Origin of the sequence: Campylobacter sp. IFREMER_LSEM_CL2101, assembly GCF_025771825.1 — a bacterium.
In the GTDB taxonomy this organism is placed as follows: Bacteria; Campylobacterota; Campylobacteria; order Campylobacterales; family Campylobacteraceae; genus Campylobacter_D; species Campylobacter_D lari_C.
Genome location: NZ_JAKMQZ010000002.1, coordinates 208,091 through 221,620 on the forward strand (window position 1 = coordinate 208,091; position 13,530 = coordinate 221,620).

Sequence of the window (13,530 nt, forward strand, 5' to 3'; positions counted from 1 at the left end):
TCATTTTCCTTTATATGTTTTAATATCACAAAATATATAAAGGATGTTTCATGAATATCACAAATGAGCAATTATATAACAAAAGACGTCACTTTTTGAAGCTAGGTGCAGGGGCTTTGGTTAGTTCAGCCTTGGTTCAATCTGAATTAATGGCATTAAATTTCTTTCCTGATCCTAATAATGAAAAATTAAAACTTAGCGATGAAAAAACTGCAACTAATTATGTTAATTTTTATGAATTTTCTACTGATAAAAAAAGAGCTGTTGAACTTGCAAAAAATTTCAACACAAAGGGCTGGAAAATAGAAGTTAGCGGGGAAGTTGAAGAGCCTTTGACTTTAACCGTGGAAGATTTACTAACCTTTCCTTTAGAAGAGAGAATTTATAGATTTCGTTGTGTTGAAACTTGGTCTATGGTGGTGCCTTGGGTTGGTTTTGAATTGCGTGCTTTAATAGAAAAATGCAAAGTCAAAAGCGAGGCTAAATTTATAAAATTTACCACTCTTTTTGATAAAAATCAATTTGCCGATCAAGCTTCATTTTTCCCAACTCTTGATTATCCTTATGTAGAGGGCTTAAGATTAGATGAGGCCATGCACCCACTAACGCTTATGGCCGTAGGAATGTATAAAAAGCCTTTGTTAGGACAAAATGGAGCGCCAATTCGCCTTGTGGTTCCATGGAAGTATGGCTTTAAAAGTATAAAATCTATTGTAAAAATAGAATTTACTAAAGAACAACCTAAAACCACATGGGAGCTAGCCAACCCTAGAGAATATGGATTTTATGCTAATGTTAATCCAAATGTCTCTCACCCAAGATGGTCTCAAGCAAATGAACGTCCTTTGGGAGATTTTTTCACTAAGCCTACGCAAATGTTTAATGGCTATGAAAAAGAAGTAGCACATTTGTATAAAGATATGGACTTAAAGGTTAATTTTTAATGAGCAAAAAATTTTATAATATCGGTGGATTTTTAGCTTTTGCTTTAAGCATTGTTTTTAGTATTTATCAAATCATGCAAGAATTTGATATTGTAAAATCTATATATTTTTATAGTGGTATATTTGGCTTAATCTTTTTTGGATTAAGCCTATTTTTTTCACTTTTAAAGTATAAACACACAAAAGACTACCCTAAATTTTTAGGTTTTTATGCATTTTTTTGGGCTTTGATTCACTTTTTAAATTATTTTGCTTTTGGTAAAAATTTAGATTTAATGCTTTTTTTCAAAGATACTTTTAGTAAAAATTTAGAATTTAGTGGTTTTGTAAGCTTTTTCATACTCACACTTATGTTTATAAGCTCATTTAAACTTTTTAAAAAATTAAGTAAAATAAGAAAACTTGGATATTTTTGCTTTTTACTAGCAACTTGGCATTATTTTTTATCTGCAAAAATACCACAAATTCCACATTTTTTGGCTTTAAGTCTTGCAGTAGCTTTTTTGCTTTTTAAACTATATAAAAATTATAAAAAGAGAAAAAGAGTAACTTTTTTGTAAAAATTTTTGTATTTATAAAATACTTTAAGAATAAAAATATAAATATACTCTTAAAATAAGACTTGATATATCTTATTTTAAGGACAATCATGCAAAGAAGGGACTTTTTAAACGGAATGGCTTTAACTATACTTGCAGGAATGACTCCTTTGCAAGTATTATACGGTAAAGAAGCCAAAATCGAAGATTTCACTAAAGAATACTACCCGCCAAAATGGCTTGAGTTAAGGGGCAGTAATAATGCAAGTTATGAATTTGCACATATGCTAAGAGATGGTGAAAAATTTGACTTTAGTGCTATCAAACCTAAACAAGAATATGACTTAGTTGTTGTTGGAGCTGGAATTAGTGGTTTAGCAGCGGCTTGTTTTTATCAAAATAAATTTGGAAAAGATAAAAAAATTCTTATCCTTGATAATCATGATGATTTTGGTGGACATGCTAGAAGAAATGAAATAGATTTAGAAGATGGTACTATTTTAAGTTATGGTGGTAGCGAAACATTTCAATCACCAAAAGCGTTATATTCTAAAGAAGTAGTAGATTTATTATCATCTTTGGGTGTGGATATTGATGAGCTTGCTAAGCGTTTTGATGTAAATTTTTATCCTGATTTAAATCTTAGCAGAGGTGTGTATTTTTCTAAAGCTGAATTTGGAGTAGATAAAGTCGTAAGTGGCAACCCTAGAAAAGTAATTTGTGATGATATTCCTGAAGGAAGACATAATGGCAGAAGCATTGAAGCTTTTATAGGAGATTTTCCACTTAATAAAAAAGATAAAAAAGACTTAATTGCTTTATTTAAAAGTGAAAAAGACTATTTAAAAGGTCTAAGCAAAGAACAAAGAGATGAATATGTAGCTAAGACAAGCTATAAAAAATTCTTAGAAGAAAAGGTTAAGCTTTCACCACAAGCTATAAAATTTTTTGAAGGTATGACAGATGACTTTTTGGCTTTAGGTATTGATGCTGTTTCTTGCGAAGACGCTAGAATTTCTTTCCTACCTGGTTTTGATAAACTTGGGCTTGATCCAATCGAGGGGGAAGCATTAGCTGAAATGGAAGAACCATACATCCACCACTGCGCTGATGGCAATGCTACTGTTGCTAGATTAATGGTTAGAAGATTAATTCCTGATGTATCTAAAAAAGGTAAAGATATGGATGAAGTTACTCTAGCTCATTTTGATTATTCTAAACTTGATCTTACTAAAAACAAAGTACGCTTAAGATTAAACAGTACTGTTATAAATGTAGAAAACACAAAAGATGGAGCTTTAGTAACTTATGTTAATAAAGGCAAAAATTACAGAGTAAAAGCTAAAAAAGTTGTAATGGCAAATTATAATAGTATGATTCCATACATAGTACCAAGTATGCCACAAGATCAAAAAGATGCTTTGAGTAAAAATGTAAAAACATCACTTTTACATACCAAAGTTATTATAAGTAACTGGGAACCATTTATAAAACTTGGAGTACATGAAATTTATTCACCAAAAATGCCTTATGCTAGAACCAAGCTTGATTATCCTGTAGATATGGGAGGATACCACCATCCAAGAGATCCTAAAAAGCCTATTTGTGTTCATATGGTATGCTCACCTTTAGTATTTGCTTCTATACAAGGAATTGACCTTGAAGGAATGGATGCAAGAGATAGAGCTAGAGTGGGTAGAAATTTATTATTCACCATGAGCTTTGAAGAGCATGAAAAAATCGTTCGCGATCAACTTCAAGGTATGTTAGGCTCAGCTGGATTTGACCATGAAAAAGACATTAAGGCTATAGTTGTAAATCGTTGGGGACACTGTTATTCATATACAGAAAACAGTCTTTTTGATGATAGTGAAGAAGCGCAAAAGACCATAGAACTTGCAAGAAAACCTTTTGGAAATATCGTTATAGCAAATTCAGATGCTGATTGGGATGCTTATATGCACGCAGCAATTGATCAAGCATATCGTGCTGTTAATGAACTATAAAATCAAACTCCTTTTAGGAGTTTGATGAATTAATTCTTATAAATATAGCTTAAAAAAATATCTAGCGTAATCTTAAAGAATTTAGTACAACTGTTACCGAACTAAAACACATTGCCAAAGCTGCCAAATGCGGACTAAGACTTATAAATGGCACAAAACCTGCTGCAATAGGAATGCACAAAGCATTGTAAATAAAAGCCCAAAAAAGATTAAGTTTGATGATATTTTTAGTTTTTTGAGAAAGCTCAAAACAATAAGCTATTAAAGATAAATCATCTTTTATCAAAATCAAATCTCCGCTTTTTTTAGCAAGCTCACTTGCTTTGGAAAAACTTATACTTGCACTAGCTAAATTTAAAGCAGGGGCATCATTAATACCATCTCCTATAAAAAGCACTTTTTCTTTTTTGATTTTTTCTTTTATAAAACCAAGCTTTTGCTCAGGTTTTAAATCAAAATGAAATTCATTGACATTTAATTCATTTGCCGTTTTAGTAACACTTTTTTCATTATCACCACTTAAAATAATACTTTTTATACCTTTTTGTTTTAAATTTGCTATCAAGTCTTTAGCTTCGTTTTTAAGTTCATTTTTTAAACAAACCCCGCCAAGACAAATTTTATTTTTTGCAAAATACAAACATATAGGCGCTTGATCTTCAAATTCTTGTAAAAATTGTTTGCTTTTTTGTATATCAACGCCATTTTCAAACATTAATTTCTCATTGCCTATTAAATATACATCATCATTTTCCTCATAAAGCAAACCACTGCCCACTAAAACACTTAATTTTCCTTGTAAATTTAAATTTATATTTAATTTTTTAGCAAAAGCCTTTGCGATTGGATGTGAACTTAAATTTTCAATTTGGGTGAGTTTTTGAAAATCTTCTTGAGTAAGATTATGCTTATAAACACTTAAATCATCTTGACTTAAAGTACCTGTTTTATCAAAAATAGCAAGCTTTATACTGGATAAATTCTCTAATACTGCTGGATTTTTCACTAAGATAAAATTTCTTGCTCCATTTGCTAAAGCACTAACTATGGCTATAGGAGTTGCTAAGCCCAAAGCACAAGGACAAGAGATTAAAAGCGTAGCACAAGCATGTAAAAACGCTGCACTAATTCCTTCTTTAAAATACCAAAAAGCAAATACAAAAAGCGATAAAACAATAATACAAGCTACAAAATAAGCTGAAATTTTATTAGCTAAGTTTGCTAAAGGTGTTTTGACATTACCTGCTTTAAAAACAAGATCTTTGATTTGTTCTAATGAACTTTCAATCGCCTTTTTATTAGCTTTAATCTTTAAGCTTCCATTAATCAACACAGTTCCTGCTAAAATCTCATCATCTTGCTTTTTCAAAAGTGGCAAAAACTCTCCTGTTAAAAAACTCACATCAACCTCAGCTTCACCTGCTATAATCACCCCATCAGCAACAACGCTTTCACCCTCTTTTACTAAAATCACATCATTTTCTTTTACAAAAGCACTGGGTATACTTTTTATACTTCCATCTTCTAAAAGAATATTAGCTTTTTTAATATCTATGTTTTTTAATTTATTTTGATATTCTAAGGATTTAAATTTGGCCTTTTCTTCTAAGTATTTACCTAATAAAACAAAGCTTATAATCATCGCTCCGCCACTAAAATACAAATAACCATCTTTACTAAATACCTCAAAATACACAAAAAAAGAATATACAAAAGAAGTAAAAGCGCCTAAGGATATCAAGGTATTCATATCTAAATTTTTATGCCTTAATCCTTTAAGAGCGTGAATAAAAAAACTTTTTCCACAATAAAAAATCGCTATCATAGATAAAAACATTTGAATTAAAGCAGAAACATTTCCTTGAACAAACATTTCAAAATACATCACAATGGAGCTTAAAATTATACTCATGATAAGCTTTGTTTTCATATTTTTAAGCTCTTTGAGTTTAAACTCGTATAAATTTTGCTCTTCTTGTAATATCTCAAAACCCAAAGCTTTAATTTTTTCTTTGATTTTTGCTTCCAAAGATAAATCTTTAAGCAAAAACACTCCACTAGAATTGACATAAGAAACACTTACATCTTCTACTCCATCAATTTTTGCACAGACTTTTTCTATAGCATTAGAGCAATTAACACAAGTCATATTGCCTATTTTTAATTTTAACTCATGCTTCATCTATCTCAAAACCTAAATCTTGGAATTGTTTTTTGAACTCTTCAACTTGCTCTGCTTTTAAATCAATCTCAATGCTTTTTGTTTCAACATTTATTTGCATAGTACCAAATTCATCTTCTAATGAAGCCTTGATTAAATTTACACAACTTTGACAATTAATATTTTTAGTTTTTATAATCACTTATTCTCCTTTTTCTCTGTATTCATATTTATGAGAGTGAAAAATTTTATTTTTTATAAATTTAAAGCCCATTTTTTCATAAAGCATTTTTGCATTTATATTTTCATCTTCTACGATTAATGAAAGCTTTTTATCATTTTTCAAAGCTTCATTGAAAGCACATTCGATCAATTTCTTAGCAATGCCTTTTCCTCTTGCTTTTTCATCCACACAAATACTATCTAAGTAAAACTCATTTTCACATTCTTTTAAAACTTTTTCACTGATTCCTAAAAATTCTAAATGATCATTTAAAGGCTTATCTAGCTCATCTGCCAAAGCCCCATCATAAAAACAAATCACACCTAAAATTTCCCTATCTTCTTCATAAACATATATATTTTCATAGCTTAAACGATTATTTTCTTGAGTGAAGAAATTTTCTAAAACCTCTATGGCTTTTTGATGATCATTATAACCACTAAGTTTATATATAAAATGATCCATTGCCAAAGCAAGCAATTGCATGCATTTTTTAGCATCATCTTTCCTAGCTTTTCTAATCACTCTTTTACTCCTTTAAAATCAAATTTAGACTTCTTAGTTTATACTTTTAACTTTAAAACAATATAAGAAAGAGAGAATTTATGGGAAGAGCGTTTGAATATCGCAGAGCCTCTAAAGAAGCAAGATGGGATAAAATGAGCAAACTTTTTCCAAAACTTGCAAAGGCTATACAAGTAGCAGCAAAAGAAGGCGGAGCTGATCCTGATATGAACCCAAAGCTTCGTAGTGCCATAGCTACTGCAAAAGCTAATAATATGCCAAAAGACAATATCGATGCAGCTATTAAAAGAGCAAGTGGAAAAGATAGTGCTGATATTAAAAATATCCACTATGAAGGAAAAGCAGCGCATGGAGCTTTAATCATCGTTGAATGCATGAGTGATAATCCTACACGCACAGTGGCTAATGTAAAAGCAATTTTTAGTAAAAATGGTGGAGAAATTTTACAAAATGGCTCTTTAACTTTTATGTTTTCACACAAGGCTGTTTTTCATCTTGAAAAATATGATGGAGATTTAGAAGAACTTGAGCTTGAACTCATTGATGCAGGACTTGAAGAACTTGAGCAAAATGAAGAGGAATTACTAATTATAGGTGATTACACTGCTTTTGGTGAGCTTAGCAATGCTATAGAAAAAAAAGGTTTAGTGCTTAAAAAAGCAGGACTTGAATATCTTGCTAACAATCCTGTAAGTTTTAGTGAAGAACAACTTCTTGATATTGAAAAATTGCTTGATAAATTAGAAGATGATGATGATGTACAAGCAGTTTATACCAACATAGAATAGGAGCAAAAAATGCTTAAAAAAATCGACACAAAAGATGCAAAAAAATACAATTTTGCTATCATTAGCACCGAAAAAGGCGATATGAAATTAGAATTATTTCCCGATGAAGCACCGCAAACTGTGTGTAATTTTGCTAATTTAGCTAATGATGGTTTTTATGATGAGCTTGTTTTTCACCGTGTGATTCCAAATTTTGTAATACAAGGTGGTTGTCCTTATGGTATAGGTTCAGGTGGTCCTGGCTATGAGATAGAATGTGAATGTGACGATCAAAAACACAAGCACTTAAGAGGTAGTTTATCTATGGCTCATGCTGGTAGAGATACAGGTGGATCACAATTTTTTATTTGTCATAGCCCACAACCTCACTTAGATGGAGTACATACTATCTTTGGACAAATTAATCCTGAAGATAAAGAAAGTTTGGAAGTACTAGATAGCATTAGAGCAGGAGATAAAATCAAAACTATCCAAATTTTAGAAAAACTTTAATTTTACATCTCCTTAAAATTGTGCTATGATTTTTTAAGGAGATTAACTATGCATTTTATTTTTATTTGTATTCATCTTATTTGTGCTATATTTTTTATAGCTTATGTATTTTTTGATGTATGTGTTTATCGCTTTGCTTATAAATTCCAAAGTAAAGAAGATTGCGATAAAATCAAAAAAGCCTATACTAAATCAAGTATTATTATCTTTGCTAGTATTTTTATCTTGCTTTTATTGAGTGGATTTTATCTTTTAAGTTTTTATGAAATTAACTCTTTTTGGGATTTTTTTGCAAGTAATTTTGGCATATTTTTATTTATCAAACTTTTATTATTAATGACAATGCTAGTTTTGACTTTTTACTCTTTATTTTTTATAAAGGTTTTAAAAAGAAAAGATCCTTTAAAATCTCACTTGATTGCATTGATCTTATGTATTTTAATAGTCATTTGCGCAAAAGCGATGCTATATTTTTAAAACATTAAAACTAAACTTATATCATTAGCTTAAAAAATAAAGGTTATTTATGCTTGGTGATATTATAGATTTTTTACTCACTCTTGCAAAAGATTGGGGTTATTGGGGGATTATTTTTCTTATGTTTGTAGAAAGTTCCTTTTTTCCTTTTCCTAGCGAAGTAGTGATGATACCTGCTGGATATTTAGCTCATCAAAACGAGCTTAACTTTTGGCTATGTCTATTTTGTGGGACTTTTGGAGCTCTATTGGGGGCTTTGCTTAATTATTATTTATGTTATTTTTTAGGGCGGGAGGTTCTTTTAAAAATATGCAAATATTTTGGAGTTAATGAAGCAAAATTTGCTCAATTTGAAGCTTTTTTTAACAAACATGGTGAAATATCGACCTTTAGTGGTAGATTAATCCCTGGTTTACGTCAATATATTTCTTTACCTGCTGGACTTGCAAGAATGAATTTGAAAAAGTTTATATTTTATACTAGTTTGGGGGCTGGAATTTGGTGTTTAATCTTGCTTATATTAGGTTATATTTTAGGTAAAAATGAAGATTTAATCAAAGAATATTTGCATTTTGTTATTGTAGCTTGTATTGTTTTTGTTGCTATGATTGTAGCTATTTATAGCTATATCCAAAAAAAGAAAAAAACACCTTAAAAATTTCTAATTTTAAACACCTAGTTTAATTAGCTAGGTGTTTTATAATTTTCTTTGATTTAATATATATTTTTCTAAAAACCTTTAAATTTATATGATTTTATATTTGATTTTTGATAAAATCTTATAAAAACTATTTCAAAGAAAAATGCTATGCAAAAACCATCAATTCAAAATTTAACGGATTTTTTAATCGAATACATTAGTGTTTTTTTAAGCGCTGGAACTTACACAGCAAGAGTGGCAAAGTGCGTTGGAAGGATAGCTAATGCGTATGGTTATGAAATTAACATGAATTTTTTCTTTCATCATACCACACTAAATATTTTTGACAAAAGTGATAATTCCATACAAAGAACCTATATCATACCTAATAAACACAATCACATTAACTTTAAACTTATTTTAGAGCTTAGTGCATTAAGCTGGCAAATTCATGATCATAAATACAACCTAGAAGAAGCTAAATTTTCTCTTTTAAAACTCAAACAAAGCACAAGAAATCCTTTTTTAGCGAATTTATTTTTAGTCTCAGTGGCAAACTCAGCATTTTGCAAGCTATTTGGAGGAGATTTTTATGGCTGTTTATTTGTATTTTTAGCTACTTTAGTAGGTTTTAGCTTAAGAGTTTTACTCACTAGAATAAAAATTGATTTAAGAATTCAATACATTATTTGTTCTTTTTTATCTTCTTTTATTGTATTTTTTGGGGTGGATTTGAAACTCGTGCAAGAAGCTAATGTTGCTTTGGGTTCTAGTATATTGTATTTAATTCCTGGGGTTTATTTTATAAACTCCGTTATAGACATTTTAAAAGATCATATACTCATGGGACTTAGTCGTATTATAAGCGTGGCGATATTAGTATGCTGTATTGCCATTGGAATTTATACTACTCTTAGTATTAGTGATTTTGGGATTTTAAGATGATTGATTATTCTTCTATACTTTGGGATATGTTTTTTGCAGCTTTAACAGGTTTTGGCTTTGCTTATGTGTGCAATCCGCCCTTTAAAACACTCATACTTTCAGCCATATTAGCTGCTATAGCCCATGGTATGCGCTTTACTTTGATGGGCTATTTTGGCTTTCAAACCTTAGCTATTGCAACCTTTATAGCTTCTTTTAGTATAGGCTGTCTTGGTTTATTTTTAGCTAAGATTTTTAAAACGCCTGCTGAAATCATAGCTTTTCCTGCTCTCATTCCTATGATACCTGGAATTTATGCATACAAAGCTATATTGTATTTGATTTCTTTTATACGCTCAGAGGATATTAGCGAAAAGACTAATTTCTTGATTCAATTTTTCGATCATTTTTTTACAACGCTTTCAGTAACACTAGCTTTAGCAGTAGGAGTAAGCGTGACTTTACTTTTGTTTTTTGAGCAAAGCTTTATGATGACAAGAAGTATTAAAAAAAGTAAAAATCACGATCAAAATCAATCGTGATTCATTTTATTTTTTGCTTCTATTCCCATAAGCGCAAAAGCTGTTTTAATACTCAAAGCACATACGGCAAAAAGTTTTAAAAGCTCATCCTCATTATCTGAACCAACTACTTTATTTTCATTATAAAATTTATGAAACAAAGAGGCTAAATTTTTTAAATAATCAGGAATTTTTTGCAATGATCTTGACTCAAATGCGTCATTAAGTACTGCTTTTAAATTTAAACTTTCAAATAAAAGATTCATACCATCTTCATTTAAACTCTCAAATTTAGCATGCATAACATCATTTGCACTTTTACCCGCTTTAGCAAATACTTGATGAATTCTTGCATGAGCATAATTAATATAATACACAGGATTAGAGCTATCTTCTTTTTTAAACTCATCTACATCAAACTCTAAATGTGTATCACATTTTTTACTAATAAAAATATATCTTAGCACATCACTACCAAGCTCTTCTAAAACATCACCCATTAAGATGAAATTTCCTGCTCTTTTACTCATTTTATAAGGTTCGCCATTTTTTAAGAGTGAAACCATTTGTGCTAGAATAATTTCAAGATTTTGACTATCATGTCCTAAAAATTCCATAGCAGCTTTCATTCTAGCTATATAGCCATGATGATCAGCTCCCCATATATTAATACACTTATCATAACCTCGGCTCATTTTATCTTTATGATAAACTATATCAGCAGCTAGATAAGTTCCTTTTCCATCATCTTTGATAATCACACGATCTTTTTCATCGCCTTTAGCACTTGATGCAAGCCATATTTTACCATCTTGCTCATAAGTACCACCATGCTCTTTTAAAGCTTTTAAAGTATTTTCTAATTCATTATAATAGCTTGTTTCACTCACATAAGCATCAATAAATATCTTAGCATCAGCTAAATTTTGCTTGATAATTTTAAGCATTTTATCTTTAGCCCAAAGTGCTAATTGCGGAATGTTTTCTTCTACAAAGAAATCTTTTTCAAATTCAGCAAAAGCCTCTTTTGCTACATCTACGATATATTCACCTTTATAATACTCATCAGGATATTGAACTTGCTCTTTTAAGCAATGCTCTTTTACTGCAAGCAATATAGAAAGACCTAAAAGATAAATTTGATTACCCGCATCATTGACATAATATTCTGTATCAAATTTATATCCTAAATGTCTAGCAACCCTAGTTAAAGTATCGCCAAAAATAGCTCCTCTAGCATGTCCTATGTGTAAAGGCCCTGTTGGATTTGCACTCACATACTCAAGTAAAAAACTCTGCTCTTTTTTATCATCTTTTGCAAAATTTTCACTATCACTCAAAGCTTGCGTAGCTAAAGAATTTAAAAAAGCTTTTGAAAGCTTAAAATTTACATAACCATTTAAAGCCTCTACACTTTCAAAACAATCACAATCTTTTAACTTAGCAACAATATCATTAGCAATTATCATAGGGTTTTGCTTTAATTCTTTAGCTAAAGAAAAAGCCAAAGGTGTTGCAAAGTGAGCTAGATTTTTATTCTTAGGATTTTCTAAGATAAAATCTCTTCCTAGTTTTTCTTTAATTTCTTTATAAACTAAAGTTTTCAATGTTTTACCTTAAGCTTTTTTTACTTCTTCGTTATTTTCTTTTACAAGCACATCTTTTTCGTTGATTTTTTCAATTTTTTGCGCATCTTCTTGAACGATTTTTTTATCATCTTCTGTGTTCATTTCATCTTTAAAAGTTTTAATACCTTTTCCTAAGCCTTTAGCAAGCTCTGGAATTTTTTTTGCACCAAAAAGTAACACCACAATAAGTAATATAATCAACCATTGAGTTCCGCTTGGCATATGCATTTTATTCTCCTTTATTCCATTGAATTTGAATTTGTTTTAAATCATGTTTTGTACTTTTTAATTTTGAAGCTTCAAAAACTGCTTCTAACTCCCTATAGCTTTTTTCAAGATCATCATTTATGATTAAAAAATCATATCGATCCAAATAAGCCATTTCATCACTAGCATTTTCTAATCTTTTGCTAATATCTTCTATTTTATCAGTATTTCGCTTAAGCAATCTTTTTTCAAGTTCTTTTTTATTTTTGGTTGTAATAAAGACAGAAGTAATATATTCAGGCATTTTTTCTTTAGCTATACAAAAACCTTGCACATCAATATCAAAAACGACACTTTTACCCTCTTGCAATGCTTTTTTTACGGGGATTAACGAAGTGCCATAATAATTTTTATGCACCAAAGCCCATTCTAAAAAATCGCCTTTTTCTATACCTTGTTTAAATTCTTCTTCGCTGATAAAAAAATAATCTACTCCATTTTTTTCATTTTCCCTAGGAGCTCTTGTTGTACTTGAAATAGAAAAATAAATATTATCTTTTTCTTTAAAAAGCCTTTGAAGCAAGGTACTCTTCCCTGCTCCACTTGGTCCTGAGATAATTAAAATTTGACCACTCAATGTTTATCCTCATCAAAGCTTATATTAATGTTTATATTCATTTTCATGCCTTTTAAGGCTGCTTTTAAAGTATCATCAGTAATACTCGAAGTGATAGTTTGAGCTATGCTTTTACTAAGTTCATTTACCATTTCATCTTCTTGTAAATTTTCTACTTTTTCTTCAGTATTTATCTTACTCTCCTCTTTCTTTTCTGCAATAACTGGAGCAAGCTCTTCACCTAAAGCTAACATAATATCATTTTCATTTAAATTTGCAAACTCATCTTGTGTATCATCTAAAATTGCGCCCATATTTTCCTCTATATTTTCCTCTATATTTTCCTCTATATTTTCCTCTATATTTTCCTCTATATTTTCCTCTATATTTTCCTCTATATTTTCCTCTATATTTTCCTCTATATTTTCCTCTATATTTTCCTCTAAATCTAAAACCTGCGCATTTTCATTATTACTTGCTTCTTGAGTATCAAAATCTTGCATTGACTCCTCATCAAGACCATTCAACTCTTCATCAAGCTCATCAATAGCAGCTAGTTCTTCTTTTATTTTATCTTGAGTGCTTAATTCTTCTTCTGGCTCAAAATCCATAGCTTCATCTTCTAAAAGCTCTTCTACCAAAGGTTCATTTTCTTCTACAACGCTATTATCTTCTTTTATTTCCCCAATAAATTGAGCATCCTCAGGCAAATCATCAAAACTCATCTCTTTTTCACCCATTTCTTCAACCATAGGCAATTCATCAAAAGAATCCATTTTGGCGGGATTTTCTTCTATATTTTCTTCTATATTTTCTTCTATATTTTCTTCTATATTTTC

Annotated in this window: 15 protein-coding genes and 1 pseudogene; 9 read left to right on the plus strand and 7 right to left on the minus strand. The window is 30.0% G+C overall.

What is annotated here, in order from left to right:
* Positions 1-50 precede the first annotated feature (50 nt).
* From msrP to L8V88_RS02395, 3 genes are all read left to right on the plus strand, one after another.
* A complete protein-coding gene (msrP, locus tag L8V88_RS02385; protein ID WP_263726624.1) occupies positions 51-944 on the plus strand; it encodes a protein-methionine-sulfoxide reductase catalytic subunit MsrP in 894 nt (297 codons plus the stop codon).
* Positions 944-1,504: a sulfite oxidase heme-binding subunit YedZ gene (locus L8V88_RS02390; protein WP_263726625.1), complete on the plus strand. Its 561-nt coding sequence runs from the start codon at positions 944-946 to the stop codon at positions 1,502-1,504. The genes msrP and L8V88_RS02390 overlap by 1 nt, the downstream gene beginning before the upstream one ends.
* A gap of 89 nt (positions 1,505-1,593) precedes the next feature.
* Entirely contained in the window at positions 1,594-3,489 is a 1,896-nt protein-coding gene (locus L8V88_RS02395; RefSeq protein ID WP_263726626.1) for an NAD(P)/FAD-dependent oxidoreductase, read from the plus strand.
* Between the two features lie 61 nt (positions 3,490-3,550).
* Here L8V88_RS02395 and L8V88_RS02400 read toward each other — a convergent pair whose 3' ends face one another.
* Genes L8V88_RS02400 through L8V88_RS02410 form a run of 3 tightly spaced genes read right to left on the minus strand, consistent with a single transcriptional unit; the run spans position 3,551 to position 6,398 of the window.
* Positions 3,551-5,671: a heavy metal translocating P-type ATPase gene (locus L8V88_RS02400; protein WP_263726627.1), complete on the minus strand. Its 2,121-nt coding sequence runs from the start codon at positions 5,669-5,671 to the stop codon at positions 3,551-3,553.
* Complete coding sequence (locus tag L8V88_RS02405; protein ID WP_263726629.1) at positions 5,661-5,852, minus strand: cation transporter; 192 nt, start codon at positions 5,850-5,852, stop codon at positions 5,661-5,663. The genes L8V88_RS02400 and L8V88_RS02405 overlap by 11 nt, the downstream gene beginning before the upstream one ends.
* The gene (locus L8V88_RS02410) at positions 5,853-6,398 is read right to left on the minus strand and encodes a GNAT family N-acetyltransferase (RefSeq protein WP_263726631.1); all 546 of its coding nucleotides are present in this window, start codon (positions 6,396-6,398) and stop codon (positions 5,853-5,855) included. It abuts the gene before it with no gap.
* A gap of 80 nt (positions 6,399-6,478) precedes the next feature.
* On the opposite strand from L8V88_RS02410, the gene L8V88_RS02415 reads away from it, so the two are divergent.
* The 6 genes from L8V88_RS02415 to L8V88_RS02440 all read left to right on the plus strand — a co-directional run bounded on the left by L8V88_RS02415 (position 6,479) and on the right by L8V88_RS02440 (position 10,261).
* Positions 6,479-7,186 (plus strand): YebC/PmpR family DNA-binding transcriptional regulator, encoded by a 708-nt coding sequence (locus tag L8V88_RS02415; RefSeq protein WP_039618745.1) that lies wholly within the window; start codon positions 6,479-6,481, stop codon positions 7,184-7,186.
* Positions 7,187-7,195: 9 nt separating this feature from the next.
* Positions 7,196-7,678 (plus strand): peptidylprolyl isomerase, encoded by a 483-nt coding sequence (locus L8V88_RS02420; protein ID WP_263677775.1) that lies wholly within the window; start codon positions 7,196-7,198, stop codon positions 7,676-7,678.
* Between the two features lie 48 nt (positions 7,679-7,726).
* The gene (locus L8V88_RS02425; protein ID WP_263726632.1) at positions 7,727-8,155 is read left to right on the plus strand and encodes a trehalose-6-phosphate synthase; all 429 of its coding nucleotides are present in this window, start codon (positions 7,727-7,729) and stop codon (positions 8,153-8,155) included.
* Between the two features lie 49 nt (positions 8,156-8,204).
* The gene (locus L8V88_RS02430) at positions 8,205-8,810 is read left to right on the plus strand and encodes a DedA family protein (RefSeq protein WP_263726634.1); all 606 of its coding nucleotides are present in this window, start codon (positions 8,205-8,207) and stop codon (positions 8,808-8,810) included.
* Positions 8,811-8,963: 153 nt separating this feature from the next.
* Positions 8,964-9,740 (plus strand): threonine/serine exporter family protein, encoded by a 777-nt coding sequence (locus L8V88_RS02435; RefSeq protein ID WP_263726635.1) that lies wholly within the window; start codon positions 8,964-8,966, stop codon positions 9,738-9,740.
* Positions 9,737-10,261, plus strand: coding sequence for a threonine/serine exporter family protein (locus tag L8V88_RS02440; RefSeq protein WP_012661791.1), 525 nt, complete (start codon positions 9,737-9,739; stop codon positions 10,259-10,261). The genes L8V88_RS02435 and L8V88_RS02440 overlap by 4 nt, the downstream gene beginning before the upstream one ends.
* Here L8V88_RS02440 and argS read toward each other — a convergent pair.
* The 4 genes and pseudogenes from argS to L8V88_RS02460 all read right to left on the minus strand — a co-directional run.
* A complete protein-coding gene (argS, locus tag L8V88_RS02445) occupies positions 10,252-11,847 on the minus strand; it encodes an arginine--tRNA ligase (protein WP_263726637.1) in 1,596 nt (531 codons plus the stop codon). The two genes, L8V88_RS02440 and argS, sit on opposite strands and share 10 nt — an antisense overlap.
* A gap of 9 nt (positions 11,848-11,856) precedes the next feature.
* Positions 11,857-12,096, minus strand: coding sequence for a twin-arginine translocase TatA/TatE family subunit (locus L8V88_RS02450; protein WP_039618758.1), 240 nt, complete (start codon positions 12,094-12,096; stop codon positions 11,857-11,859).
* A 1-nt stretch (position 12,097) separates the two neighbouring features.
* The gene (locus tag L8V88_RS02455; RefSeq protein WP_039628617.1) at positions 12,098-12,712 is read right to left on the minus strand and encodes a deoxyguanylate kinase / guanylate kinase; all 615 of its coding nucleotides are present in this window, start codon (positions 12,710-12,712) and stop codon (positions 12,098-12,100) included.
* Positions 12,709-13,530: pseudogene (locus L8V88_RS02460) on the minus strand (hypothetical protein); the annotation flags it as partial. The gene L8V88_RS02455 and the pseudogene L8V88_RS02460, both read right to left, overlap by 4 nt.